This is a genomic window from Streptomyces sp. NBC_01520 (genome assembly GCF_045040375.1).
GTDB lineage: Bacteria > Actinomycetota > Actinomycetes > Streptomycetales > Streptomycetaceae > Streptomyces.
In genome coordinates this window covers 1,492,795-1,518,815 of the sequence record NZ_CP109404.1, presented here as the reverse complement: position 1 = coordinate 1,518,815, position 26,021 = coordinate 1,492,795, and the positions used below count along the sequence as shown (strand labels likewise).

Sequence of the window (26,021 nt, the reverse complement as noted above, 5' to 3'; positions counted from 1 at the left end):
CGTCGCCATCGGCCACGGGCCGGCACCCTGTCGCGGCCGACGCCGCGCCGATTTTGCACCAGGCCAACCGCCCAGAGCCGCCGGGTCCTGTCCCGTGCGGCCGGGCGCGAGCGGATCCGAGGGGAACAATGAGGCATTCGTCATCAAAGGGATGGGCGGGTCGGTGGAGACGCCGGGCCGCGCTGGCCTTCGCCGTCGTCATGACCGCGACACTGCTCCAGGGCGTCGTCGCCCCCGACGGCTCCGGAGCGGTGGCTGACGACGGGCGGGGCCGGCCGGCTCTGCCGGAGGCGGAGCGGCCCGTGGCCGGTTCCGCCGTCACGAAGTCGAAGGCCCGCACGGTGGAGCGCGGGCCGCGGACGCCGCGTAGCGCGCCCAAGGAGGCGTGGCCGAAGGCGGGTTCGGCCGAGGTGACGCTTCGGCGGACACAGGCCGGGGCGAAGGCGGCGGCGCCCTCCCGGGCCGGCGGACTTCCGGTGCGTGTCGGCCCGGTCGGGGCCCCGTCGGCCCGCGTGGCCAAGGCTGCCGAGCCGGCCGCCGGCCGTGTCCGCGTCCGGGTGTCAGGGCGCGACGAGACCCGGCGTGCCTCGGTCGACGGGCTGCTCCTCGCACTCACCCCCGAGCACGAGGACTTCACGGACGGCGCCGCGCAGGTCCGGGTCGACTACCGCGACATCGCGCAGGCCTACGGCGGCGCCTACGGTGCCCGGCTGACCCTGGTCCGGCTCCCGGCCTGTGCCCTGACAACACCGGAGACCTCGGGCTGCCGCACCCGGACGCCGGTCGAGACCGTGAACGACACGGAGCGCGGAACGCTCACAGCCCCGTCGGTGCGGGTCGCCGCCGCCGGACCGACCGTGCTGGCCGCCGTGGCCGACGACACGGCGGCCACCGGCGACTACAAGGCGACCCCGCTCTCCCCGTCCGCGACCTGGCAGACCGACCTCAACACCGGTGATTTCGCATGGTCCTACGACCTGGCGGTGCCCGACGTACCGGGCGGCCTGAAGCCGAGCATCGGCCTCGGCTATTCCTCCGGTTCGGTCGACGGCCGGACCGGGGAGACCAACAACCAGTCCTCCTGGGCCGGCAGCGGCTTCGACCTGTGGCCGGGCTACATCGAGCGCCGTTACAAGCCGTGCGCCGACGACGGTGCCGAGAACAGCGACGGCATGAAGCCCGGCGACCTGTGCTGGGGTTACGACAACGCGTTCATCAGCTTCAACGGCAAGGGCGGCGAGCTGGTCCCCGTCGGCTCCGACCAGTTCAGACTCCGCCAGGACGACGGCACCCGGATCGCACGGCTCACCTCCGTGGACCGCGGCAACGGTGACGACGACGGCGAGTACTGGCGTCTGACCGACCCCGACGGAGTGCAGTACTACTTCGGCTACCACCGCCTCCCCGGCTGGAGCGACGGCAGGAAGACCACCGAATCGGCGTGGACCGTGCCCGTGTTCGGCGACGACGCGGGGGAACCCTGCCACGCGGCGGCCTTCGCGGACTCGTGGTGCCAGCAGGCGTGGCGCTGGAACCTCGATTACGTGGTCGACCCGCGCGCCGACGCCATCGCCTACACCTACGTCCAGGAGAAGAACTCCTACGGGCGCAACCTCGAGGCGGCCGACGACACCCGGTACACCCGTGGCGGATACCTCGACGAGATCCAGTACGGCCTGAAGGCGTCGTCGATGTACACCACCCCCGCCCTCGCGAAGGTGACCTTCAGCAACGCCGAGCGCTGTCTGCCGGATGCCCTGACCACCTGCTCGTCCGTCACCACCGACCACGCGTACTGGTACGACACGCCCTACGACCTCAACTGCGAGCAGGGCAAGGACTGCGACCAGGGCCGTCTCTCCCCCTCGTTCTGGACGCGCAAGCGCCTTACCGAGGTGACCACGCAGGTCCGTGACGCCGCAGGCGTGTATCAGAAGGTCGACTCCTGGGAGCTCCAGCACCGCTGGGGCATGGCGGACATCGACTACCAGCTGCTGCTCGACTCGATCCAGCACACGGGCCACACCGCCACCCCCGCGATCACCCTGCCGAAGACGACGTTCGCCTACACACAGCTGGAGAACCGCCTCGACCGGACCGGCGACGGCTACGCGCCGTTCATCAAGGACCGGCTCTCCACGATCGCCGACGAGCACGGCGGCCAGACCGACGTCGGCTACTCCGCCCCCGCCTGTGACCCGGCCTCGCTGCCCACCCCGCACACCAACACCACCCGCTGCTTCCCGCAGTACATCGGTGGCAGCTCCACGGTCGACCCCGAGATCCACTGGTTCAACAAGTACGTCGTGTCGTCCGTCACGGCGACCGACCGCACCGGCGGCGCACCCGACCAGGTCACCGCGTACCAGTACATGGGCCCGGCCGCCTGGCACTACGACGACGACGACGGCCTGACCAAGGAGAAGTCCAAGACGTGGTCCCAGTGGCGGGGCTACGGACAGGTGCGTGTCAAGACCGGCGGCCAGGGCGGGGACGCGGCCATGAAGTCGCAGGCCGACTCCTACTTCCTGCGCGGTATGGACGGCGACCGGGGATCCCCGGCCGGCGGTACCAAGGACGTGAGTGTCACCCTCGGTGAAGACGAGGGTGACCCGATCACCGACCACGAGGCCTTCGCGGGCTTCGCCTACAAGACCGTCACCTACTCCGGCAACGGCGGCAAGGCCCTCACCAGGAGCGTCAACCGCCCCTGGCGCCACGAGACCGGGAGGAAGACACGGGACTGGGGGACCGTCACCTCCAACTTCACCGGGGCCGGGCGCAGCACCTCCTGGACGTCCCTGGACAACGGGGCGGGAGCGTCCTGGCGGACCACCACCAGCTCCACCACGTACGACACCGTGGCCGGCCGCGTCATCCGGATCGACGACTCGGGTGACACCTCCACGGCGGCGGACAACCGGTGCACCCGCACCACCTATACCGCCGACGGCACCGCCGGCATCCTCAACCTGCCCGCGCAGGTCGAAACGGTCGCGAAGGCATGCGCCGACCCCGTCGACCGTGCGAAGGACGTCATCGCCGACGTCCGTTCCGCGTACGACGGCGGAGCCTACGGAGCGGCGCCCACCAAGGGTGACGCCACCGCCACGGCTCTGCTGAAGAAGCACGACGGCTCCACGGCCACCTACCTGGAGTCCGGCGCGGCCTTCGACTCCTACGGCAGAGTCCTGTCCAGTACCGACCTGACGGCGGACGTCACGGTGACGGGCACCGCAGCACCGGTGCGTACCGCGCGCACGGACGGGCGGACCACGACCACGGTCCGCACGCCGGCCACCGGCTTCGTGACGAAGACGGACACGACCACACCCCCGGCCGTGTCCGGTGACGCGACCACGGCGCTGACCAGCTCGGCCGCCCACGATCCTCTGCGCGGGCTGCCGCTGACCCAGACCGACGCCAACGGGAGGATCACGACCTTCACCTACGACGCGCTGGGCCGGTCCGCCAAGGTCTGGCTCGCCGACCGGCAGACCACACTGTCGCCCAGTTACGAGTTCGTCTACCTGATCACGGAGGGGAAGCCGGTCGCCGTCGTCACGAAGGCACTGGGCACCAACGGCAGCCAGGTCGCCGCGTACAGCCTGTACGACGGATTCCTGCGGCAGCGCCAGACACAGAAGCCGGGCCCCGGCGGGGGCAAGCTGATCTCCGATGTCCTCTACGACGAACGCGGCCTCGTAGCGAGGAGTTTCGACACCTACTACGCCACGGGAGCGCCGTCGGGAGCCCTGTTCGAGCCCGCCGACGCACTCGCGGTCGAGACCCAGACCCGCACCTCGTACGACGGCACGGGCCGGCCGACCGTGACGGAGCAGATCGCGGGCAACGGCGACGGCGGCGCGGTGCTGGGAACCACCCGTACCCTCTACGGCGGCGACCGCACCACGGTCGTCCCCCCGGAGGGCGGAACGGCGACCACCACCCTGACCGGCGTCCGCGGGCAGATCACCGAACTGCGCCAGCACCACACCCGGTCCGCGGAGGCCGCGTACGACACCACCCGCTACGCGTACACCCCGCGCGGTGAGCTGGCGAAGCTCACCGACCCGGCCGGGAACAGCTGGACGTACACCTACGACGTGCTCGGCCGCCTCACCGCGACGACCGACCCGGACAAGGGCGCCGGCGCCACCGCGTACGACGACCGCGGCCAGGCCGTCTCCGTCTCCGACGACCGGGACACCGATCTGCACTACTCCTACGACGGACTCGGGCGGCAGACCGAACTGAGGGACAACAGCTCCACCGGAACACTCCGGGCCCGGTGGACCTACGACACCGTCAAGGATGCCAAGGGGCACCTCGCGGAATCGACACGCTACGTCGGCGGTCACGCGTACACCAGCCAGGTCGTCGCCTACGACCGGCTGTACCGGGTGCTGCGTTCGACCGTCACGGTTCCCGAGAACGAGGGCGCGCTCGCCGGCACCTACCTGTCGGCCTCGGCCTACAACGTCGACGGATCCGTGCGCACGACCGGCTCCCCGGCAGCGGGCTCCCTGCCCGCCACGACTGTGGCGTTCACCTACGAGGACCAGACCCAGCGGCTCATCGCCCTCAGCGGCAGCCAGGGGCTCGACGCCGTCACCGCCCACGGCCTCACCGGCAAGCCGTTGCAGCACGAAATCTCCGACGGCGGCGGCAAGAAGGTCTGGGCGACCAACACCTACGAGTGGGGCACACAGCGCCTGGCCACCGCGAGAGTGGACCGGGAGGACGTACCGGGGGTCGACCGCCACAACACCTACCGCTACGACCAGGCCGGCAACGTCCTGTCGGTCGCGGACGTCTCCCGGTCCGGAACCGACACCCAGTGCTTCGGTTACGACCACCTGCGCCGCATGACGACGGCCTGGACCCAGGGCACGAGCACCTGTGCCGCGGCCCCCGGCGGGGACACGGTCGGAGGCCCCACGCCCTACTGGCACTCGTACACCTACGACAAGGTGGGCAACCGGAGCACCGAGACGCTGCACGACATCACCGGTGACGCGGCGAAGGACACGGTGCGCACCTACGCCTACCCCGAGCCCGGTTCGCCGCGCCCCCACGGCGTGCTCTCCGTGACCCAGAGCGGGCCGGGCGGCACCGCGCGGGACTCCTACGACTACGACGCCGTCGGCAACACCACCGTGCGCACCCTGGCCGGCACGGACCAGCGGCTCGACTGGGACGCCGAAGGCCGTCTCGCCAAGGTGACCGAGCCGGTGGAAGGCGGTTCTGACGACGTCACCGAGTACCTGTACGACGCCGACGGAAACCGGCTCATCGCCCGCACCGCCCAGGAGAGCACGCTCTACCTCGGCGCGACCCGGATCACCGTCGCCAAGGGCAGTACCGTCCCGGAAGCGACGCGCACGCTCGATCTCGGCGGCGGCCACCAGGCGGTGATCGAGGACGACGGATCCGTCTCCTTCACCTTCGCCGACCATCAGGGATCGGGGCAACTGGCTGTCGGTGCCGGGGACCAGGAGCTGACCCAGCGGCGCACGCTCCCCTTCGGAGGCGTACGGGGCACGCGCCCGAGCGCCTGGCCGGGTGTGCAGGGGTTCGTCGGCGGTGTGGACGACTCCGAGGTCACCGGGCTGCAGCACCTGGGTGCCCGTGAGTACGACCCGGCGACCGGCCGGTTCGTCTCCGTGGACCCCCTGCTCACACCGGACGATCCACAGGCGCTGAACGGCTACGCCTACAGCAACAACAGCCCGGTCACCTTCAGCGATCCCGATGGACTGGGCTGCATCCACGGAGCACCCGGCGGCGGCGCGGACGGCATCTGCGCGGGTGTGGACGGTGACACCGACGGCGTCATCGGCTTCGGCTCCAACAACTGCCAGCGGACGTCGGCCTGCTACGACACCGCGGTCGAGATGTCCAAGAAGGCCAGGAAGAACGGCACCTACGGCAAGAAGCCGATCGTGATCCGGCCCAAGGGTGACTCGATCACCATCCAGGGGGTCTACGTCCCGACCCAGGCCGAACTGGCCGAGTACTTCCCGTACTACCACGAGCGACTCGACTACCAGCACAACGTGCAGAACTGGGCCCGGGCCCGGTGCGGCAACCTGCAGGCCTCAGGATCGGAATTCTGCAGTGCGGTCGGCAAGCTCGGCTGGTTCGGCGACCAGAACGGTCCGGGCATTCTGGAGGTCCTGGGCGTCGACGACTACGTCGGCTGCGTCCAGGGCTCCGGCAGCGCCTGCAAGGCGGCGGCGATCGACGCGGCCATAGCAGCCGGTACCGGCCTGCTCGGCAAGGGCGCCAAGGTGGTCTTCAAGGGCTTCAAGGCAGCCTTGAGGAAGACCGACTCGATTCCGATCCAGTGTCTCGTCGGGGGTGGCCGGCACAGCTTCACTCCAGGAACGCCCGTCCTGATGTCCGACGGGTCCACGCGGCCCATCGAGGACGTCAGGATCGGCGACGACATCGTGGTGACCGACCCGGAGAGCGGGCTCACCACGACGCGGACGGTGGTCGCCACCATCGTCACCGAGGACGACAAGGACTTCGTCGACCTCACGGTCTCCCGCAAGGGAGACCACAGCACCCAGGCGCTGACCTCGACGACGACGCACCCCTTCTGGTCCCCCTCCGAGGACGCCTGGGTGGACGCCGGACACCTCAGGGCCGGTATGACGCTGCGCACGGTGGACGGTGGCACGGCCGAGGTCGAGAGGACCGTGGAGTTCCGTGACCACCAGCGCACGCACGACCTCACCATCGACGACATCCACACCTACTACGTCGTCGCCGGCACCACCCCGCTCCTCGTCCACAACGACGACGGCGGGTTCGACTGGGAGAAGGGCCTGGAGGATCTCAAGAGCGACTGGGACACAGGTGACCTCGACGACGACGGCTACCACGCGCCGCGCGGCAACCAGGCCGAGAACAAGGAGTTCAAGGACGCGCTGAAGGAGATCGAGCGCGGCCTCGGACGCGATGTCACCCCGGCCGAGCGCCGCATACTGCACGAGCGGATCACCGGCCAGGGCTACGGTTACCACCGCATCATCGAGGAAGGAAGAGGGTTGTTCGGTGGCTGCTGAGACATCGTCCGACGTGATCACCGGGCTCCTGCAGGGAGCTGTCGTCCGCTCGGTCGGCAGGGCCGTGGACATGGGCGTGATCGAGTTCGCCGGCACCTCGGGCGAAACGGTCATGGTGCACGCGCAGTGCCCTTTCCGGATCGTGCACGAGGGCAGGACCGTCCTCGGGTCCGCCGACATGAGGTACGCGCAGAAGGGGGCCGGGGCCCGGGCCTTCGACGAGTTCCGCACGGTGTACGACGCCCGTGCGGCCACACTCAACGGGGTCCTCGGGCAGCTCCGCCCCACCGTCGGCGGGGTGACCGTCGGGGAGGCGGGTGAATTCGGTGTGAGCTGGGCGCCCGCTTTCCGCCTCACGGTGTTCCCCGACTGCTCCGGGACGATGGAGGCCTGGCGGGTCTTCGTCCCCGGTGGCGCCCATCACGGATACCCGGCGGACACCGTCTGACGAGCGCCGCCGTACGACCGGCCGTACGACCCGGCCCCCTGCTCCGCGGTGACGCGGAGCAGGGGGCCGGGTCCTGTCGTGCGTCCGGAGGTGCCGTCAGGCCCGGTGCGCGACCGGACGGGCCGCTTCCGCCCCGGCCCGTGCGGCCTCCACCAGCGCCCGCATGATGCGGAGGTCGTCGCCCATCTCCGGATGCCACTGCACGCCCAGCGCCCACTGCGCCCCCGGCAGCTCGACCGCCTCCACCGTGCCGTCCACCGCGTGCGCGGACACCACGAGACCGGGCGCGAGCCGCTCCACGGCCTGGTGGTGGTACGTGGGTACGGACGCCACCTCGGGCACGAGTGAGGCGTACAGCGTCCCGGGCACCGGGGCCACCGGATGCTCGCCGAGGACTCCCGCCTTGCCGAACGGACCGGTGTGGCCGTCCAGGTGCTGGGTCAGAGTGCCGCCCCGTGCCACGTTGAGCAGCTGCATGCCGCGGCAGATGCCGAGCACCGGGGTGCCCGCCTCCATCGCGGCGGCGAGCAGCGCCAGCTCCCAGGCGTCGCGCTCGTGCGCCGGCGGCCCGGTCCTGAAGTCGCGCTCCGCGCCGTACAGCCCGGGATCGACATCGGCGCCGCCCGCGATCACGAGGCCGTCCAGCCGGGCCACCACGGCCGCGGCCCGCGCGGGCGCGTCCGGGGGCAGCAGGGCCGCGAGACCGCCGGACCGCTGCACCAGCCGCGGATACGCAGAGGGGAGCACCGCCGCGGGGAGCTCCCAGACACCCCAGCGAGCCGCCGGCTCCAGATAGGTGGTGACGCCGATGAGCGGTTCGTGCATGGTGCGGTCCTTCCGGCGGGCGGTCTGCGGACCGGCCCAGTGCAATGGTGTTGTGTCATACCTTTGTTCGTACCGGGCCGCCGCGCAAGAGAGATGATCCGGAAGGGCTGGATCAAGCCAGGAATCCCCGGAGGAGTGCCGCCGTCCCGGCGCAGTGCTCGCGCATCACCGCGCGCGCCGCCTCCTCGTCGCCGTCGAGCACCGCATCGACGAGCGCCGTGTGCTGGTGCTGCGAATGCTCCAGGTTCCGCACGAGCAGGGGTATGCAGTCCAGCAGGTCGTTCACGGTCGCCCGGACCGCGGCGTACTGCGCGGTGAGCGACGGGGAACCGGAGAGCTCGGCCAGCGTCAGGTGGAACAGGGTGTCGAGCCTGCGGTAGTCGGGCAGAGGTGCTTCGTGTGTCGCCGTCAGAGCCGTACGCAGCCGGTCCGCGCCCTCCTCGTCGAGGCCGTGCGCCGCGCACAGTCCCGCCGCGCCCGCCTCCAGCACCTCGCGGAAACGCAGGACGTCCTCAATGTCGACCGCCGCCACCCGGCGGCGCAGCTCGTCGCCGTCGGCCGAACCGGTGCGGGGGAGCACGAACGTACCGCCGTACCGGCCGCGTCTGGCCTCGATCAGGCCCTGGTCCTGAAGCACTCTGAGCACCTCCCGCAGGGTGACGCGGCTGATGCCGAGGAGCTCGGCCAGGTCTCGCTCGGCGGGCAGCCGGCCACCCGCCGGCACCAGTCCGAGCCGGACCACCTGGAGGACCTGCTCCAGGGCCTCCTCGAAGCCGTTGCCCGCACGTACCGGCCGCAGCACGGGCAGCAGCCGGTCGAAGGCTCCGGAGTCCTCGGTCTCTTCCGCCACGTCCCGATTCCCTTCCCCCCAATGGTTTTCTCCCATACCTTAGACCGACCGGCCGCGCCTTCCCGCCGGCCGAGCGAGGAGTATCCCCGTGGCAGACCGAACACCCCCGCTCGGGACCGAGGAGCTGCGCGTGCTCGTCGCGAGCGGCGAGATCGACACCGTGGTCCTCGCCTTCCCCGACATGCAGGGCCGGTTGCAGGGGAAGCGCTTCGCGGCGTCCTTCTTCCTCGACGAGGTCCTGGAGCACGGCACGGAGGGCTGTAACTACCTGCTCGCGGTCGATACGGACATGAACACCGTCGACGGCTTCGCGATGTCCTCCTGGTCCAACGGCTACGGCGACTTCGCCATGCGCCCCGACCTCGCCACCCTGCGCCGGATCCCGTGGCACGAGGGCACCGCCATGGTCCTGGCCGATCTCGCCTGGGAGGACGGCTCGCCCGTCGCCGCCGCACCCCGCCAGATCCTCCGGCGGCAACTGGAGCGGCTCGCCGGGCACGGCCTCACCGCGCATGTGGGGACCGAGCTCGAATTCATCGTCTTCAAGGACACCTACGAGCAGGCCTGGGACCGCAACTACCGCGACCTCACCCCGGTCAACCAGTACAACATCGACTACTCCGTCCTGGGCACCGGCCGCGTCGAGCCCCTGCTGCGCCGCATCCGCAACGAGATGGCGGGCGCGGGCCTCGCCGTCGAGTCCGCCAAGGGCGAGTGCAACCCCGGCCAGCACGAGATCGTCTTCCGCTACGACGAGGCCCTCGTCACCTGCGACCAGCACGCCGTCTACAAGACCGGCTCCAAGGAGATCGCCGCCCAGGAGGGCGTCGCGCTCACCTTCATGGCCAAGTTCAACGAGCGCGAGGGCAACTCCTGCCACATCCACCTCTCGCTCCAGGACACCGACGGACACAGCGTCATGGCGGGCGGGGACGGCACCATGTCCCCCGTTATGCGGCAGTTCCTCGCCGGGCAGCTCGCCGCCCTGCGCGACTTCTCCCTGCTCTACGCGCCGAACATCAACTCCTACAAGCGCTTCCAGCCCGGGTCCTTCGCCCCGACCGCCGTCGCCTGGGGCCACGACAACCGCACGTGCGCCCTGCGGGTCGTCGGACACGGCCGCTCGATGCGCTTCGAGAACCGGCTTCCCGGCGGGGACGTCAACCCCTACCTCGCCGTCGCCGGACTCGTCGCCGCCGGACTCCACGGCATCGAGCACGGGCTGGAACTCCCCGAGGCGTGCGAGGGCAACGCCTACACCGCCGGCTACGAACAGGTCCCCACCTCCCTCCGTGACGCCGCCGCCCTCTGGGAGGACAGCGACGTGGCCCGGGAGGCCTTCGGCGACGACGTCGTCGCGCACTACCGCAACATGGCCCGCGTCGAGCTGGAGGCCTTCGACGCCGCGGTGACCGACTGGGAGCTCCGCCGCTCCTTCGAACGCCTGTGAGGAACCCCGTGACCCCCGAGCCCGTGACCCCCGAGCCCGTGACCCCCGAGCCCGTGACCTCCGACGCCGTGCTTCCCGGCCCGGCGACCTTCGAACCCGTGGCCCCCGGCCCCGGGACCCCGGAATCCGTGGTCGCCGAGCACCGCGTGCTGAACCCGGCGACCGAGGAGCTCGTCGCGACCGTCCCCGCCACCACCGTCGCCGAGGTCCACACCGCAGTCACCCGGGCCGCGGCCGCCCAGCGCACCTGGGCCGCCCTGGCGCCCGCCGACCGCGCCCGGCTGCTGCGCCGCTTCGCCGTCCTCGTCGACGGACACGCCGAGCGGCTGGCCCGGCTGGAGGTCACGGAAGCGGGCCACACCCTGGGCAACGCACGCTGGGAGGCCGGCAACGTCCGGGACCTGCTCGACTACGCCGCCGGGGGAGTGGAGCGGCTCACCGGCCGTCAGATCCCCGTACCCGGAGGGATCGACGTCACCTTCCTCGAACCCCTCGGTGTCGTCGCGGTGATCGCCCCCTGGAACTTCCCCATGCCCGTCGCCGCCTGGGGCACCGCGCCCGCCCTGGCCGCCGGGAACGCCGTACTCCTCAAACCCGCCGAGACCACCCCGCTCACCGCCCTGCACCTGGCCCGGCTCGCCCTGGACGCCGGGCTGCCCGAGCACCTCTTCCAGGTGCTGCCCGGCGCGGGCGAGGTGACCGGCAACGCGCTCGTCGAACACCCCGGAGTCGCCAAGATCGTCTTCACCGGGTCCACCCGGGTCGGCAAGCGCATCATGGCCAGGTGCGCCGACCGTGTGAAGCGCCTCACTCTCGAACTCGGCGGCAAGAGCCCCACGCTCGTCTTCGCCGACGCCGACATCGAGGCCGCCGCCGCGGCCGCACCCATGTCCTTCCTCGACAACGCGGGCCAGGACTGCTGCGCCCGTACCCGGATCCTCGTCCAGCGGTCCGTGTACGACCGCTTCCTCGGCCTCCTCGCCCCCGCCGTCGCCTCGGTCGTCGTGGGCGACCCCGGCGACGAGAAGACGCAGATGGGGCCGCTGATCTCCCGGGCGCAGCTCGACCGGGTCCGCGCGTATGTCCCCGACGGGGCGGCCGGCATCCGGGGCACCGTCCCGGACGGCCCGGGCTTCTGGTTCCCGCCCACCGTCCTCACCGACGTACGTCCGGACGCGCCCGTCGCCACCGAGGAGGTCTTCGGGCCCGTCGCGGTGGTGCTGCCCTTCGAGGACGAGGAGGACGCGGTCCGGCTGGCCAACGCCACCGAGTACGGCCTGGCCGGCTCCGTCTGGACCCGCGACGTGGGCCGCGCCCTGCGGGTCTCCCGAGCGGTCCGGGCGGGCAACCTGTCCGTCAACTCCCACTCCGCCGTGCGCTACTGGACCCCCTTCGGCGGTGTCAAGCAGTCCGGACTCGGCCGTGAACTGGGGCCCGACGCCCTCGCGGCTTTCACCGAAACCAAGAACGTCTTCATCGGCACGGAGGCCTGAACACGCATGACCACCGACCCCGGGAACATCTGCCGCCGCCTGACCGGCCGCACCGCCGTCATCACCGGAGCGGGCAGCGGCATCGGCCTCGCCACCGCGCGCAGGCTGGCGTCCGAAGGCGCCCACGTCGTCTGCGGCGACATCGACGAGACCGCGGGCCGGGCGGCCGCGGAGGAGGTGGGCGGCACCTTCGTACGCGTCGACGTCACCGACCCCGAACAGGTGGAGGCGCTGTTCAAGGCGGCGTACGACACCTACGGCTCGGTCGACGTCGCGTTCAACAACGCCGGGATCTCGCCGCCCGACGACGACTCCATCCTCACCACCGGGCTGGAGGCGTGGAAGCGCGTCCAGGACGTCAACCTCACCTCCGTCTACCTCTGCTGCAAGGCCGCCCTGCCCTACATGCGGCGCCAGGGACGCGGGTCCATCATCAACACCGCCTCCTTCGTGGCCCGGATGGGGGCGGCGACCTCCCAGATCTCGTACACCGCGTCCAAGGGCGGGGTGCTCGCCATGTCCCGTGAGCTCGGGGTGCAGTTCGCCCGTGAGGGCATCCGGGTCAACGCCCTGTGCCCGGGGCCGGTCGACACCCCACTGCTGCGGGAGCTCTTCGCCAAGGACCCGGAGCGCGCCGCCCGCCGGCTCGTGCACATTCCCGTCGGCCGGTTCGCCGACGCGACGGAGATCGCCGCCGCCGTCGCGTTCCTCGCGAGCGACGACTCCTCGTTCGTCAACGCCACGGACTTCCTCGTCGACGGCGGGATCTCGGGGGCTTACGTGACCCCGCTGTAGGACCTCTCCCTACAGTGGAGGGCATGAGCAACGCGACACCGCCCGGCTGGTACCCGGACGTGAACATGCCCGGCGCCGAGCGCTGGTGGGACGGCACGGCATGGACCGGACACACCCGGCCGGCCGCCGTCACGCACCCCATGGCGCTCCCGCTGCCGGCCGCGTCCCGGGTGTCCGCCCCCGGGGGCGGCCGCACCACCAGGACGGTCGCGGTCGCCGGGGCGGCCCTGGCGGTCGTCGCCGCGGTCGTCACCGGTTTCGTGGTGCTGGGCACGGACGGCGGGGGTGGTGCCACGGGGCAGAGGCCAGCGCCCGGGACCACCGCACCGAGGCCCGCCCCCACGGGGACCGGGAGATCGGCCGCCCCGTCCCCCGACGACGGCCCGCGGGTGCTCGTGGACCAGCTCAACGGAGTCACCCTGCGGGTGCCCGAAGGCTGGGAGAAGCCGGAGAACACCCTCGACGACGCCTCCACGATGCGTACGGTCGGCTCCTACACCTGCCCCGGCGACTCGGGGAGCAACTGCTACCACGGCACGGTCACCGTACGCACGGCGAGCGGCGGCCTCACCTCCATGGAGGCGCTGGCCGACGAGGACATCCGCAGGGCGGCCGACGCGGCCTACGAGGAGAACTCCGCCGGCGACCCGGTCCACGGCGGGATCAGGTCCCACGAGGTGCTGGCGTCCGAGTCCGTGAGCGTGGCCGGGCGCACCGGCCATCTGGTGCGGTGGCGGGTCACCACGGGTAAAGGCCCCGGCGGTTACGTGCAGTCGCTGGTCTTCCCCTCGGCGGTGGGCAGCGAGACGCCGGTCGTCGTGCGCTTCGCCTTCGACGCGGGGAGGGACGAACTGCCGCTCTCCCTCATGGACACGATCACCGAGGGGATCCGCCCGCTCGGTGACAGCGCCACGAGCGGCGGCGTCGGCAGCACCGTGGGTCCCAGCTGACGTCAGGCGCTCTCGGGCGGAAGGGCGTACAGGCGGGGGAGGTTGACCACGATCGCCTCCTGCGTGCTGCGGGCGATGACGACCACGGCCTCCTCGGCGGGGTCGGGATTCTCCTCCCGGTGCGGCACGAACGGCGGGACGAAGACGTAGTCACCGGGAGAGGTGCGCAGCCGGACCTCCTCCGGCTCCTCGCCGGAGTCGTCCAGGAAGACGAACTCGGGGTGTCCGCTGATCACATGGATGGCGGTCTCGGACTCGCCGTGGTGGTGGTCGGAGGAAGAGGTCGAGGGGGCCACATGCGTCTGGCCCATCCACAGCTTCTCGGAACCGACGGTCTTCCCGCTGACGGCGGCGAACCTGCGCATGCCGCCGGTCTGCGCGGTGTCCCCGTCCAGGGAGTCCGCGCGAATGTGGTGCAGACGGGTGTGCAGTGGTGCCGCGGTGCGGCCCGGGGCGTCATGGAGATGAGGGTGGAACCCTTCACCGGGGGTCGTCAACGGCTCGCTCATGGCAGGGACGCTAGGGCCGCGCCGGAAAGGATGTCAAGAGGTGTCCTTTCCCCTTCACCTGCGGCAATGTTGCCGAAATGTATGAGCGGAACCGGTGGAAGCCCTCACCCCGGACGGGTCGTCCGGGCATGATGTCGCCATGCATATCTCCGCGAAGGCGGACTACGCCACGCGCGCTCTCCTGGAGCTCGCCTGTGAGCCTGGCCGTCCGCTCACCTGCGAGGCCATCGCCTCCTCGCAGGACATCCCGTTCCGATTCCTGAAGTCAGTGGTGGGCGAGTTGCGCAAGGCGGGCCTGGTGCGCAGCCAGCGCGGCTGCGAAGGCGGCTACTGGCTCGGCAGGCCTGCCGAGGAGATCACCCTCCTGGACATCGTGCGCGCCGTCGACGGCGAGGTGATCACCCTGCGCGGCGAGTCGCTGGGCGGACTCGACTACCCCGGCCCCGCAGGGGGACTGCCCGGTCTGTGGCGGCAGGTCGAGGCGAGCGCGGTGGCGCTCCTGGGCGGACAGTCCCTGACCTCGCTGCTGCCCGCCGGCGCGCACCGGCAGTCCAGGGCCGACGCCGCGTGACCTCCCCGGAGCCCCTGCTGGAGGTGGTCGAGTACACCGACCCGATGTGCCCCTGGGCCTGGGGATCGGAGCCCGTCTTCCGCCGGCTGCGGGCGGCCCTGGCCGACCGGGTCCACTGGCGCAGGGCGTACGCCATCCTCTTCGACCACGACGACGACCCACCGCCCGACCCGGCGGCCGAGACGGCCTGGTACGCACACCACCTGGCCGGGATCGGCGGCCACACCCTGGCCCCCCGTGCGGCGCGGCTCAGCCGTGTCGCGGCCAGCTCCTGGCCCTCCTCGCTCGTCGCCAAGGCCGCGGAACTCCAGGGCCCCGACGTGGCCGGGCCGGTGCTGCGACGGCTGCGGGAGACCGTCTTCGTGGTCGGCGAACCGGCCGACACCACCGCGTCGGCCCTGTCCGCGGCGCACGGGGTGCGGGGCCTGGACCCGGTGCGGCTGCGGGCCGACGCCGCGTCCGCCGAGACGCTGGAACAGGTCCGCGCCGATCGCGCGGAGGCGCGCCGCCCCGTGCCCGAAGTGCTGTCCGGCCAGGGCGGTTCACCGCATCCCGGCACGGCCAAGGAGACCGGCGACGGCGGGTACCGCTACGCACTGCCGACACTCCTGTTCCGCACCCCGGCGGGACACCGTGCCGTGCCCGGCTGGCGCCCCTTCGAGGCGTACGCGACGGCCGTCGAGGAGCTCCGCCCCGGGCTGCTCGCGGCGTCCGGGACGATCGCCCCCGAGGAGGCGCTGGAGCGCTACCGGAGCCTGACGGAGCCGGAGCGCCTGCTGCTCACCGAGGGGCCCTGGCCGCCGCCCGGCGCGGTCCGGGTGGAAACCGCGAACGGCCCTCTGTGGCTGCACCCGGAGGAGGCCGCGACGCATCCCGCGACCACCCCGCAGGCCCCCGCAGGGCCCTGAGCTGCGGTCAGAGGCCGTTTCGCGGAATGAGACACCAATTGGTGTCCATTGACAGCCGCTGATCGCTGCCCCCAGGATGTGCACCATGCTCACGACGCACCCCGGCGTGGTGTGCCGCTACGTGGACCTGCGGCGCACCTCCAGCGCTCTCTGTCGCTGACCGCCCGGCGACCCCGGCCCACAGGCGCCGCCTGACCCTGCCGGCAGCACCGACTGCCCGCCGTACCTCCGGCCGCGCCTGTCCCCCTCCCGCGCTTGCGCCTCCGCGTTCCTCCGCGCGTCTTCTCCGTATCCCGACGGGCCACCCCGCGGGACCGCCGGTCCCGGCCGTCCCGACCTGCCCCGGGATGTGCCGAAGTCTCCGCCGGTCTGCCCCTTCCGGTCAGGGCCGACGGTCCCGCGTGGTCCCGTTCAGCTGGATATGTGCGGGTTCCTGTCGAACCGTCCCCCCCCCTTCTCCTGATCCCTCATGCCCTGGCCCGGGTCGGGACCCACCACAGAGAGAGCGATATGTCCGTACGACGCACGATCCGCCGCCCCGACACGACCTTCCGGCCCGTCCGGCGGGCCGCCGTCCTCGGAACCGCCTTCGTCGCCCTGCTCGTCCCGGCCCTGTGTGCCTGCGGAGGTGACGCCTCCTCGGCGACCGGCAACTCCACGCTGAAGTGGGCCTCTTCGTACTTCCCCGCCCACTGGGACCCGGTGGTCTCCGGCAGTGGCGCACAGTTCCGTGAACTCGCCCTGGTGTACGCCTCGTTGACACGTACGGACGAGGACGGCAAGGCGGTTCCCGACCTCGCCGAGAGCTGGGAGTACAACGACAGGGGCGACCGGATCACCTTCCACCTGCGCTCCGGCCTGAAGTTCAGCGACGGCGAGCCGGTCGACGCCACCGCGGTCAAGGCCGCGATCGAGCGGGCGCAGAAGCAGAAGAACTCCGCACTCTTCGGTGATCTGACCTCGATCAAGTCGGTGGAGGCGGACGGGCTGGACGCCGTTCTCCAACTCTCCCAGGTGGACTACCAGATACCGCAGCTGCTCGGTCAGCGCGTCCTGCAGATCGCCAGCCCGAAGGCGGCCGATGCCCCGGAGAAGCTGGACCAGAACCCGGTCGGCGCCGGCCCGTTCGTCGTCGAGCAGCTGGTCCCCGGCACCAAGGCCGTCCTGAAGAAGAACCCGGACTACTGGGACGCGGAGAACATCCACATCGACAACGTCGAGCTGGTGTCCGCCCCCGACGCCTCCACCGTCGTATCCGGACTGCAGACCGGTGTCTACAACTTCGCCGACCTCGACCCCAGCCAGGCGGACGCCGCCGAGAAGGCCGGCCTGGACGTCTTCGTCCAGCCCGGGTTCAACGCCTCAAACATCAGCCTCAACATCAACAAGGCGCCGTTCGACGACGACAAGGTCGTGGAGGCCTTCCGCCACGCGATCAACCGCAAGGAGTTCGTCGACAAACTGACCTTCGGCTACGGCGAGACGACCGACCAGCCGTTCCCGAAGGGCTACGAGGCGTACGACCCGAAGTCGGAGAACGCCTACCCCTACGACCCGGCGAAGGCGAAGAGGCTCCTCGCCGAAGCGGGCCACAAGGCCGGCGATCTCAAGCTCGACCTGGTCATCCCCACGGAGGACCCGCAGGCGGAGATCGTCCAGTCGCAGCTGGCCGCGGTCGGCGTCACCGTCACGATCAAGATCGACAAGAACTGGGCGACTCCGTTCTTCGCCAAGGACCTGGCCTTCTCGCTGTACTCGACCACGGGCCGTGACTCGGCGGTACAGACCCTCACCGCGCACTTCGGCCCCAACGGCCCGCTCAACCTCAGCACGCCGTACGAGCCCGAGGGCTTCGCGGCAGCCACCGCGAAGGTCCGTCAGACCCCGCTGGACGCACCGGGCTACACCGAGGCCCTGCGGGCGGCCACCCGGGCGGGCCTCGCGAGCAAGGCGCTGATCTTCACGTACTCCTCGCCGAACCTGCTGGCCAAGAGCAGGACGGTATCCGGCCTGCCGAAGAACCCGGCCCACATCGACTGGACCGGCGTGACCATCTCCGGCAGCTGACCCCTCCCTCCCCGACCACACCCTCCCCGACCACACCCGACCACCCCGACAGACCCGACCACCCCGACAGAAAGGAGGCAGACCGATGACGACGACCGCGCTCCAGGTCGTGCCCGCCCGGCGCCGAGGGGTCGCCGCAGCCAGGACGCGGCACGCCCTCGGCCGGATCCTGGGCGTGATCGCCCGCTCGATCGCGATCTTCGTGCCCGTGTTCCTGGTGGCCACCTTCGTGACGTTCGCGCTGCGGTCGCTGAGCGGGCTCAGCCCGGCGCGGATCCAGCTGGGCGAGAACGCGACCCCCGAGGCGATCCAGCGGGTAGAGGCCCAATGGGGTCTCGACAAGCCCTTCCTGGCCCAGTACTGGGACTGGTTCACCGGCGTCCTGCACGGAGAGCTCGGCGTCAGCTGGGTCAACGGCGCGGACATCTCCACCCTCATCGGACTGGGCCTGGGGGTGAGCCTCTCGGTCGCGACGTTCGCGCTGGTCATCGGGGTCGTCGCCGGCTTCGCCCTCGGCACGCTGGCCGCCCTCCGGCGCAGCACGTGGATCGACCGGGCGATCACCGGATTCGTCACCGTGATCTCCGTGATGCCGCCCTTCGTCGTCGGCATCGTGCTGGTCGCCGTCCTCGCGGTCGGGCTCGATCTGTTCCCCTCGGCCGGCTACATACCGGCCGAGCAGGGGATCGGTCCGTGGCTCGCCCACATCACCCTCCCCGCGCTCGCGCTGAGCTGCGACGTCATCGCCGATGTCGCCCGCCAGCTGCGCACCGGTCTCGTCGCCGCCCACAGCGAGAACTACGTGACGGGCGCGGTGGTGCGGGGACTGAGCCCGCGACGGATCTTCTTCGGCCACATCCTGCGCAACGGCCTCGGCCCGACGCTCGCCACCCTCGGCCTGAAGTTCCCCGCCCTCGTGGGCGCCTCCGTCGTCACGGAGTGGATATTCGGCCTGCAGGGCTTCGGCAGGTTCGCCAACGACTCCGCCCAGGCCGGTGACGTGCCCGCGGTGCAGGGCGTCCTCGTGGTGTCGATCGTCCTGGTCGTCTCCTTCAACCTGATCGTCAACCTGGTGCTGGCACGCGTGACGCCGGCCTCTCAACGGGGGGTGTGACCATGGTGCGCCGCGTTCTCGCACTCACGTCCGGACGGATCGCCGTCGTCATCCTCGCCCTGATCGCGCTGCTCGCGATCCTCGGCCCGTGGCTCGCCCCGCAGGACCCCCTGGCCACCAGCGACAACACCCTCGCGACGGCCTCCGGAGCCCACTGGCTGGGCACGGACTACCTCGGCCGTGACGTGTTCAGCCGCCTCCTGGACGGCTCCCGCGTCAGCGTCCTCGGCTCGCTCGAAGTCGCGCTGACGGCACTCGTCGTCGGCGCGGTCCCCGGCATCCTGTCGGTCTACCTCGGCCGGGTCTTCGAGTGGTTCACACTCCGCCTGGCGGACACCTTGGTCGCCCTGCCGTTCCTGCTGTTCGCCGTCGCCGTGATCGCCCTGCTCGGCAACGGCCTCACCCAGGCGATGCTGGTCACCGGGGCGCTGGTCTCCCCGCTCTTCTACCGGGTCTCCCGCGCCGCCACCCTCGCCGTGGCCCGCTCCCCGTACGTCGAGGCGGCGATCGTCGCCGGGGCCTCCACCGGCTGGGTCGTGCGCCGCCACGTCTGGGTCAAGGTGCTGCCGCCCATCGCGGTCGCCCTCGCCCAGACCGTCGGCGTCGGCTTCGTCATCGTGTCGAGCCTGACGTTCCTCGGCATCGGCGTCCAGCCGCCCGCGCCCACGTGGGGCGGACTGCTCGCCTCGGACCTCGGCTACCTCAGCCACCGGCCGTGGGCCCCGGTGGCCCCCGCACTGCTGATCATGGTCACCGTCTGGGCCGGCAACCTCCTGGCCGACGCGATCCGCGACGTCTCGGGAGAGGCGGGCCGGACCCTGGCCGACAACCGCAAGGTCCGCGCCAACCGCCTGGGCAAGGACCGCCCCGTACCCGCAGGAGGTGCCCGATGACTCCGACGGCCCAGAACACCGCCGCCGAGCGGACCCGGCCCGCCACGACCGCCGGTACGGGCGGCCCGACGGCCCCGCCGGTGCTCGCCGTCCGCGACGTACGCATCACCGACCGGGGCACCGGCCGGGAGATCGTCCACGGGGTCAGCTTCGAACTCACCCCCGGAAAGACGGTCGGCATCGTCGGCGAGTCCGGCAGCGGCAAGACCCTCACCTGCCGTGCCGCGCTCGGCATCCTGCCCCCGGACTTCGAGATCAGCGGCGGCTCCGTCGAGATCGACGGCACCGACATCGCGGCCCTGACCCCCCGCCAGTGGACGGCCCTGCGCGGATCCACGATCGGCGCGGTCTTCCAGGACCCGGCGTCCTACCTCAACCCCTCGATCCGCGTGGGCGCCCAGATAGCCGAGGTCGTCCGGATCAAGAAGGGACTGAAGAGGCGCGAGGCACGGCACCGCGCCGTCGAACTCCTGCGGGCGGTCCGCCTCGCCGACCCGGAACTGGTCTACGACCGGTACACCTACGAACTCTCCGGAGGCATGCTCCAGCGCGTCCTCATCGCCGCGGCGATCGCCGCCGGCCCACGGGCCCTCATCGCCGACGAGGCCACGACCGCTCTCGACGTCACCGTCCAGGCCGAGATCCTCGACCTCCTCGCCGAACTGCGCGAGGAGACCGGCCTCGCGCTCGTGGTCGTCGCCCACGACCTGGCCGTCGTCGCCCAGTTGTGCGACGAGGTCCTCGTCATGCGGGAGGGCGAGGTCGTGGAGCACGGCCGGACACGGTCGGTGCTGTACGACCCGCGGCACGAGTACACCCGACTGCTCATAGCCGAACACGACCAGTACGGCCTGGAGAAGTTCCTCGCGCCGAAGGAGGCGTCATGACCACCGAAACCCCGGGAACGGACCCGGCAGGCCGCGCGGCGGCCCCGCAGCCGGCCCTGGAGGTCACCGGCCTCGACGTGCACTACGGCCGGGGCCGCCGACGCCACCACGCCCTGCGCGGCGTCTCCCTGAGCGTCGCCCCCGGCGAGACGGTCGGCGTCATCGGCGAGACCGGCTCGGGCAAGTCCACCCTCGCCCGCGCCGCTCTCGGCCTGGTGCGGGCCTCGGCCGGCTCGGTCAGCGTGGCCGGCGAGGACGTCACCGCGTACGGCAACCGCCGGTGGCGCGCACTGCGCCGCCGCGGAGTGATCCAGTACGTCTTCCAGGACCCGCTGCGCAGCCTCGACCCGGACCTCACCATCGAGGACTCCCTGATCGAACCCCTGCTCATCCAGGGCACCGGGCGCAAGGAGGCGGTCCTGCGCGCCCGTTCCTTCCTCGACCGTGTCCGCCTCTCCGAGGACCTGCTCGACCGGCTGCCCGGCGAGCTCTCCGGAGGGCAGCGGCAGCGGGTCGCCGTCGCCCGCGCGCTGGTCACCGAACCCCGGCTGGTCATCCTCGACGAGCCGGTCAGCGCCCTGGACTCCGCCAACCGCGTCCAGGTCCTGGAGATCCTCAAGGAACTCGGTGCCGGCGGGGTGGCCCTCGTCCTCATCTCCCACGACCTCGGATCCGTCGCCGGGACCGCGGACCGCATCGCCGTGCTCTACCGCGGCGAACTCGTCGAGACCGGAAGGGCCCGCGACGTCATCAACGCCCCGCGGCACGCCTACACCCGGCTGCTCGTCGGATCCGCACCCACCCTGCGCACCGCCCCCGCCGACCGGGCCGGACGCGAAGCCCTGCGCGCCCTGCTCAACGCCTGAGCCACCACCGGAAGGAACCAGCCATGTCCCGCACGATCCACCTCGCACTGCACCCCTACGGCGTCGGAGGCCCCGGCCAGCACGGCCTCTGGAAGGACCCGCGCGTCGCGAAGAACTCCAGCATCGACATCAACCACTACATCCGGCAGGCACAGGCGGCCGAACACGCGCTCTTCGACGCACTCTTCATCGTCGACAGCCAGTTCATCAACGCCACCTACCCGGCGCACTACCTCAACCGCCTGGAGCCCCTCACCCTGCTGTCCGCCGTCGCCACCCACACCAGGCACATCGGCCTGGTCGGCACCGCGAGCTCGACGTACAACTCCCCGTTCAACCTCGCCCGCCGGTTCGCCTCCCTCGACCACATCAGCGGCGGCCGCGCCGGCTGGAACGTCGTGACCAGCTTCGACACCGGCACGTCCAAGAACTTCGGGCTCGACGAACACCTCGACTACACCACCCGCTACGGCCGCGCCCTGGAGTTCGTCCAGGTGGCCCGCGGACTGTGGGACTCCTACGAGGACGACGCCTTCCCGGCCGACGTGGAGCGCAACCTCTTCCTCGACCCCGACAAGCTCCACACGCTGGACCACGACGGAGAGCACTTCAAGGTCGCCGGACCGCTCAACCTCTCCCGCTCGCCCCAGGGCCAGCCGGTCATCTTCCAGGCCGGGGTCTCCCCGGAGGGCCGCGACCTCGCCGCCCAGGTCGCCGAAGGGATCTACGCACCGGGCGGATCGCTGGAGCAGGCGAAGGAGTACTACGCCGACGTCAAGCGGCGCACCGCGGCCTACGGCCGGGACCCCGAGCACATCAAGATCTTCATCCACGGCGGCCCCGTCGTCGCCGCGACCGACGAGGCCGCGAGGCGGCGCGAGCGGGAGATCTTCGAGGAGGACAACGACTTCGACCGCAACCTGGCGCTCCTCGGCCGCTCGTTCGGTGCCTACGACTTCAGCACGCACGACCTGGACGCGCCGTTCCCGGACGTGGCCCACCTCGCCGAGAAGGGCGGCCGGACAGGCGCCGGCAAGCTCATCGAGCGCGCCCGCACGGAGAAGCTGACGCTCCGGCAGGTCGCGGACTCGATCAACTCGTTCCGCGAGTCGCCGTTCGTCGGAGCCCCGGAGACGGTCGCCGACACCATCGAGCAGTGGTTCGACGAGGGCACCTTCGACGGGATCAACCTCGCCTTCCGCACCTCCGAGGACCTCGACCTCTTCGTCGACGGAGTCGTCCCGATCCTCCAGAAGCGCGGGCTGTACCGCACCGAGTACGCGGCAGACACCCTCCGCGGCAACCTCGGCCTGCCCGTCCCCGGCAACCGCCACGCCCGCGAGCCCCGGCTCGTGAACGGCTGACCGGCCGCCCGGCGCCATGAGCGAACCACCCGCGACGGCACCCGGCTTCCCCACCCACGTCCGGTACCGCGACGGCGACCCGGACCGGACCCGCCGCCAGGCCCGGCAACGGCCGGAACCCCACGACCCAGCCCGAACCCCCCGGAGTGCGACATGACCCAGTACACCGACCACCACACCCCCGAGGGCCTCCGCACCCGCGCCACGATCGTCGTGGTGCCCGGCCGGGGGGAGACCCGGGCCACCTACACCCGGCTGGGCAGGCGGCTCGCCGCCGACGCCTACCGGGTCCGCGTCGTCGACGCCCCGTACCTCGACACCGACGACCTCACCGGCTCGCTGACCCGCTTCGGCGCCCGGCTCACGACAGCCGTCGAGGGCACCGCCGCCGAGGACGGCACCGCCCGCCCCGTCGTCCTGGTGGGGGCCGACACCGGTGCCGTCGCCCTCGCCGCGCTCCTCGGCCGCGACGACGCCCCCGCGGCCGGACTGCCGGACGCCGTCGTCCTCGCAGGGCTTCCCGGCCACGCCGCCACCGCCGCCGGACCGTGGGACCGGGAACTCGACGTACGTACGTCCTGCCCCGTCCACCGGGGCACGCTCACCGACGACTCCCAGGTACGGCGTGGCTCGCTCGGCGACGCGGTGCCGGACGCGCTGCTCACGGCGGCCTACACGGGCGAAACCGCAGTCCCCGCGCTCCTCCTCGTCGGCGACGCCGATCCGCTCGCGGACCACGACACCCTGGCCGGCTTCGCGAAGTCACTGCCCCGGGCCCGACTCTCGGTGGTCCGCGGCGGCCACCACGACGTCCTCAACGACATACAGCACCGCTCCGTGGCCGCCGAGATCGTCACGTTCCTGGAGACGCTGCGCAACGAACTCGTGCCGGTGGTCGCGGTGGAGACGAGTACCTGGTGACCGCGTGCCGTGCGTGCCCGGTGTGAGTGCTCGGCCCCGGACACGACCGATCCGCTCCGGGGCCACCCCGTCGTCCGTCATCCCTGAACCCTGAAACCCCGAACCCGGAAGGTCTCCCCATGGCCGCCATTCTGTCCGTCTCCGGAAGCCCCTCCGCGACGTCCCGCACCGCACGTCTCCTGCGTCATCTCGACGACCGGCTCAGGCTCCAGGGCCACGAGGTCACCTCGCTGGAGGTCCGCACCCTGCCTCCCGGCGCGCTGCTCGGCGCGGACTTCCGGCACCCGGCCGTCGTCGAGGCCGCCGCGCTGTTCGAGCGGGCCGACGGCGTGGTGATAGGCACTCCCGTCTACAAGGCCGCGTACTCCGGTCTGCTGAAGTCGCTCCTGGATCTGCTCCCGCAGTACGCCCTGACCGGGAAGACGGTGCTGCCGCTGGCCACCGGGGGCAGCACCGCCCATGTCCTGGCCATCGACTACGCGCTGCGGCCCGTCCTCAGCTCGATGGGCGCCGCCCACATCACCCAGGGCTGGTTCACGCTCGACAAGGACATCACCGTGGGCGACGACGGCACGCTCACCGTCGCGCCGGGCTCCGCCGAGGCCCTGGACCAGGTGACGGACCGGTTCTCCGCGCTGCTGGGCGGCCGGGCCGCGGTGCTGGCCACCGCGGAACGATGACGGGCGGCCGGGCGGCCGGGCGGCCGGGCGGGGGCGACGGCAACCCCGCCCGACCGGCGCGAGGCCTAGAGGAACGTACGGCCCTCGCCGCGGTACGTCGGTACGGTCGCCGTGATCCGGTCGCCCTCGATCAGCCGCAGCTCGTCGAAGCGCTCACACAGCTCGCCCGCCTTGGCGTGCCGGAACCACACCTTGTCCCCGATCAGCAGATCGTCCGCGGGCGGGCCGAGCAGTGGCGTCTGCACCTCTCCCGGACCCTCCTGCGGGTCGTAGCGCAGCCCTTCGGGCAGGTACGGGACCGGCAGCCGGTCCGGACCCGCCGCGCCGGACGCCGGATAGCCGCCGCCCAGCACCGTCACCACACCCACGCCCGGCCGCCGGACCACCGGCTGCGCGAACAGGGCGGCCGGACGGCCGGTGAACGAGGTGTAGTTGTCGAACAGCCGCGGGACGTACAGCCCCGACCCGGCCGCGATCTCGGTCACCGCGGCCTCCGCCGCCGTGTGCTGCACACTGCCGGTGCCGCCCCCGTTCACGAACTCCAGATCCGGCGTCACGGCCCGGACCGCCCGTACGACCTCCGCCCGCCGGACCACCAGCTCCCTGCGGGCCGTCGCCTGCATCAGCCGGACCGCCCGTGACCTCAGCGGCCGGCCGGCCACCGAGTCGCCCACACCGGCGACATGGCCCTCGTACGCCATCAGCCCCACCAGCCGGAAGCCCGGCCTGCGGGCCACCGAGCGGGCCAGATCGGCCAGTTGGGCGGGGGAGCGCAACGGGGAACGCAGCGCGCCGATCCGGACCCGGCCGCCGAGCATCCGCAGCGAGGTGTCCAGCTCCAGACAGACCCGGACCTCCTCCGTCCCGCCGGACCGCGCCGCGTCGATCAGCTCCAGCTGCGCGTGGTCGTCGACCATCACGGTCACGGACGCCGCCAGCTTCGGATCGGCCGCCAGCTCGGCGTACGCGGCCCGGTCGGCCGACGGATAGGCCAGCAGGACGTCGTCGAAACCGGCCCGGGCCAGCCACAGCGACTCCGCCAGGGTGAACGACATGATCCCGGCGAACCCGGGGCGTGCCAGGACCCGATCCAGCAGGGCACGGCAGCGCACCGACTTGCTCGCGACCCGGACCGGCTTCCCGCCCGCCCGGCGCACGAGGTCGTCGGCGTTGGCGTCGAAGGCCTCCAGATCTACCACGGCCACAGGGGCGTCGAGATGGGCGGTGGCCCGGTCGTACCGGGTCCGGTCAGCGGCGCGGGCAGTCATGGCCGCAGCTTGCCAGACGGCCGTACCGCTGGGTAGGGGGACGTTCGGTGCAGATCCCCCGTGCCCTCCGTCCCGTTCCCACCGGG

At 71.7% G+C, this 26,021-nt stretch carries 20 protein-coding genes; 16 read left to right on the top strand and 4 right to left on the bottom strand.

The annotated features are described in order from the left end of the window. Positions 1–200 precede the first annotated feature (200 nt). Together OG524_RS06895 and OG524_RS06890 are read left to right on the top strand one after the other, a co-directional pair. Positions 201–7,076 carry a polymorphic toxin-type HINT domain-containing protein gene (locus OG524_RS06895; protein WP_405809481.1) on the top strand — a complete coding sequence of 2,292 codons (6,876 nt, stop codon included), beginning with the start codon at positions 201–203 and terminating at the stop codon, positions 7,074–7,076. Next, positions 7,066–7,524, top strand: coding sequence for a hypothetical protein (locus tag OG524_RS06890; protein WP_405391829.1), 459 nt, complete (start codon positions 7,066–7,068; stop codon positions 7,522–7,524). Before OG524_RS06895 ends, OG524_RS06890 begins: the two co-directional genes overlap by 11 nt. Before the next feature lie 96 nt (positions 7,525–7,620). On the opposite strand, the gene OG524_RS06885 is transcribed toward OG524_RS06890, so the two are convergent. Then, positions 7,621–8,349: a gamma-glutamyl-gamma-aminobutyrate hydrolase family protein gene (locus OG524_RS06885; RefSeq protein ID WP_405391830.1), complete on the bottom strand. Its 729-nt coding sequence runs from the start codon at positions 8,347–8,349 to the stop codon at positions 7,621–7,623. A gap of 112 nt (positions 8,350–8,461) precedes the next feature. Further along, positions 8,462–9,235 (bottom strand): FadR/GntR family transcriptional regulator, encoded by a 774-nt coding sequence (locus OG524_RS06880; RefSeq protein WP_405391831.1) that lies wholly within the window; start codon positions 9,233–9,235, stop codon positions 8,462–8,464. Positions 9,236–9,287: 52 nt separating this feature from the next. Here OG524_RS06880 and OG524_RS06875 point away from each other — a divergent pair, with 52 nt between their 5' ends. From OG524_RS06875 to OG524_RS06860, 4 genes are all read left to right on the top strand, one after another. Beyond that, positions 9,288–10,649, top strand: a complete 1,362-nt coding sequence (locus OG524_RS06875; protein ID WP_405809478.1) for a glutamine synthetase family protein — start codon at positions 9,288–9,290, stop codon at positions 10,647–10,649. 128 nt (positions 10,650–10,777) lie between these two features. Then, complete coding sequence (locus tag OG524_RS06870) at positions 10,778–12,142, top strand: aldehyde dehydrogenase family protein (RefSeq protein WP_405812435.1); 1,365 nt, start codon at positions 10,778–10,780, stop codon at positions 12,140–12,142. Between the two features lie 6 nt (positions 12,143–12,148). Then, positions 12,149–12,937 (top strand): 3-oxoacyl-ACP reductase, encoded by a 789-nt coding sequence (locus tag OG524_RS06865; protein ID WP_405809476.1) that lies wholly within the window; start codon positions 12,149–12,151, stop codon positions 12,935–12,937. 23 nt (positions 12,938–12,960) lie between these two features. Then, positions 12,961–13,887, top strand: a complete 927-nt coding sequence (locus OG524_RS06860; RefSeq protein ID WP_405809474.1) for a DUF2510 domain-containing protein — start codon at positions 12,961–12,963, stop codon at positions 13,885–13,887. A 2-nt stretch (positions 13,888–13,889) separates the two neighbouring features. Here OG524_RS06860 and OG524_RS06855 read toward each other — a convergent pair whose 3' ends face one another. After that, positions 13,890–14,396: a cupin domain-containing protein gene (locus tag OG524_RS06855; protein WP_405391835.1), complete on the bottom strand. Its 507-nt coding sequence runs from the start codon at positions 14,394–14,396 to the stop codon at positions 13,890–13,892. 139 nt (positions 14,397–14,535) lie between these two features. Here OG524_RS06855 and OG524_RS06850 point away from each other — a divergent pair, with 139 nt between their 5' ends. The 10 genes from OG524_RS06850 (at position 14,536) to ssuE (ending at position 24,667) form a co-directional block, all read left to right on the top strand. After that, entirely contained in the window at positions 14,536–14,967 is a 432-nt protein-coding gene (locus OG524_RS06850) for an RrF2 family transcriptional regulator (protein ID WP_405391836.1), read from the top strand. A 44-nt stretch (positions 14,968–15,011) separates the two neighbouring features. After that, positions 15,012–15,875, top strand: coding sequence for a DsbA family protein (locus OG524_RS06845; protein ID WP_405812434.1), 864 nt, complete (start codon positions 15,012–15,014; stop codon positions 15,873–15,875). A gap of 510 nt (positions 15,876–16,385) precedes the next feature. Next, complete coding sequence (locus OG524_RS06840) at positions 16,386–17,942, top strand: ABC transporter substrate-binding protein (RefSeq protein ID WP_405809472.1); 1,557 nt, start codon at positions 16,386–16,388, stop codon at positions 17,940–17,942. An 85-nt stretch (positions 17,943–18,027) separates the two neighbouring features. Then, positions 18,028–19,056, top strand: a complete 1,029-nt coding sequence (locus OG524_RS06835; RefSeq protein WP_405391838.1) for an ABC transporter permease — start codon at positions 18,028–18,030, stop codon at positions 19,054–19,056. 2 nt (positions 19,057–19,058) lie between these two features. Then, complete coding sequence (locus OG524_RS06830; RefSeq protein WP_405391839.1) at positions 19,059–19,949, top strand: ABC transporter permease; 891 nt, start codon at positions 19,059–19,061, stop codon at positions 19,947–19,949. Further along, positions 19,946–20,836 (top strand): ABC transporter ATP-binding protein, encoded by an 891-nt coding sequence (locus OG524_RS06825; RefSeq protein WP_405391840.1) that lies wholly within the window; start codon positions 19,946–19,948, stop codon positions 20,834–20,836. The genes OG524_RS06830 and OG524_RS06825 overlap by 4 nt, the downstream gene beginning before the upstream one ends. Continuing rightward, positions 20,833–21,702, top strand: coding sequence for an ABC transporter ATP-binding protein (locus OG524_RS06820; protein ID WP_405391841.1), 870 nt, complete (start codon positions 20,833–20,835; stop codon positions 21,700–21,702). The genes OG524_RS06825 and OG524_RS06820 overlap by 4 nt, the downstream gene beginning before the upstream one ends. Positions 21,703–21,725: 23 nt before the next feature. Next, positions 21,726–23,066 carry an LLM class flavin-dependent oxidoreductase gene (locus tag OG524_RS06815; protein ID WP_405809469.1) on the top strand — a complete coding sequence of 447 codons (1,341 nt, stop codon included), beginning with the start codon at positions 21,726–21,728 and terminating at the stop codon, positions 23,064–23,066. Positions 23,067–23,219: 153 nt separating this feature from the next. Then, positions 23,220–23,987 carry an alpha/beta hydrolase gene (locus tag OG524_RS06810; RefSeq protein ID WP_405391843.1) on the top strand — a complete coding sequence of 256 codons (768 nt, stop codon included), beginning with the start codon at positions 23,220–23,222 and terminating at the stop codon, positions 23,985–23,987. 119 nt (positions 23,988–24,106) lie between these two features. Beyond that, positions 24,107–24,667: an NADPH-dependent FMN reductase gene (gene ssuE / locus OG524_RS06805; RefSeq protein ID WP_405391844.1), complete on the top strand. Its 561-nt coding sequence runs from the start codon at positions 24,107–24,109 to the stop codon at positions 24,665–24,667. Positions 24,668–24,732: 65 nt separating this feature from the next. On the opposite strand, the gene OG524_RS06800 is transcribed toward ssuE, so the two are convergent. Further along, the gene (locus OG524_RS06800; RefSeq protein ID WP_405809467.1) at positions 24,733–25,935 is read right to left on the bottom strand and encodes an amino acid deaminase/aldolase; all 1,203 of its coding nucleotides are present in this window, start codon (positions 25,933–25,935) and stop codon (positions 24,733–24,735) included. Positions 25,936–26,021 lie beyond the last annotated feature (86 nt).

Coding starts and splice junctions, on each gene's coding strand:
- OG524_RS06895 (WP_405809481.1), top strand. CDS start 201: ATGACCGCGACACTGCTCCAGGGCGTCGTCGCCCCCGACGGCTCCGGA.
- OG524_RS06885 (WP_405391830.1), bottom strand. CDS start 8,349: ATGCACGAACCGCTCATCGGCGTCACCACCTATCTGGAGCCGGCGGCT.
- OG524_RS06880 (WP_405391831.1), bottom strand. CDS start 9,235: ATGGGAGAAAACCATTGGGGGGAAGGGAATCGGGACGTGGCGGAAGAG.
- OG524_RS06865 (WP_405809476.1), top strand. CDS start 12,149: ATGACCACCGACCCCGGGAACATCTGCCGCCGCCTGACCGGCCGCACC.
- OG524_RS06860 (WP_405809474.1), top strand. CDS start 12,961: ATGAGCAACGCGACACCGCCCGGCTGGTACCCGGACGTGAACATGCCC.
- OG524_RS06855 (WP_405391835.1), bottom strand. CDS start 14,396: ATGAGCGAGCCGTTGACGACCCCCGGTGAAGGGTTCCACCCTCATCTC.
- OG524_RS06850 (WP_405391836.1), top strand. CDS start 14,536: ATGCATATCTCCGCGAAGGCGGACTACGCCACGCGCGCTCTCCTGGAG.
- OG524_RS06845 (WP_405812434.1), top strand. CDS start 15,012: ATGTGCCCCTGGGCCTGGGGATCGGAGCCCGTCTTCCGCCGGCTGCGG.
- OG524_RS06840 (WP_405809472.1), top strand. CDS start 16,386: ATGTCCGTACGACGCACGATCCGCCGCCCCGACACGACCTTCCGGCCC.
- OG524_RS06835 (WP_405391838.1), top strand. CDS start 18,028: ATGACGACGACCGCGCTCCAGGTCGTGCCCGCCCGGCGCCGAGGGGTC.
- OG524_RS06830 (WP_405391839.1), top strand. CDS start 19,059: ATGGTGCGCCGCGTTCTCGCACTCACGTCCGGACGGATCGCCGTCGTC.
- OG524_RS06825 (WP_405391840.1), top strand. CDS start 19,946: ATGACTCCGACGGCCCAGAACACCGCCGCCGAGCGGACCCGGCCCGCC.
- OG524_RS06820 (WP_405391841.1), top strand. CDS start 20,833: ATGACCACCGAAACCCCGGGAACGGACCCGGCAGGCCGCGCGGCGGCC.
- OG524_RS06815 (WP_405809469.1), top strand. CDS start 21,726: ATGTCCCGCACGATCCACCTCGCACTGCACCCCTACGGCGTCGGAGGC.
- OG524_RS06810 (WP_405391843.1), top strand. CDS start 23,220: ATGACCCAGTACACCGACCACCACACCCCCGAGGGCCTCCGCACCCGC.
- ssuE (WP_405391844.1), top strand. CDS start 24,107: ATGGCCGCCATTCTGTCCGTCTCCGGAAGCCCCTCCGCGACGTCCCGC.
- OG524_RS06800 (WP_405809467.1), bottom strand. CDS start 25,935: ATGACTGCCCGCGCCGCTGACCGGACCCGGTACGACCGGGCCACCGCC.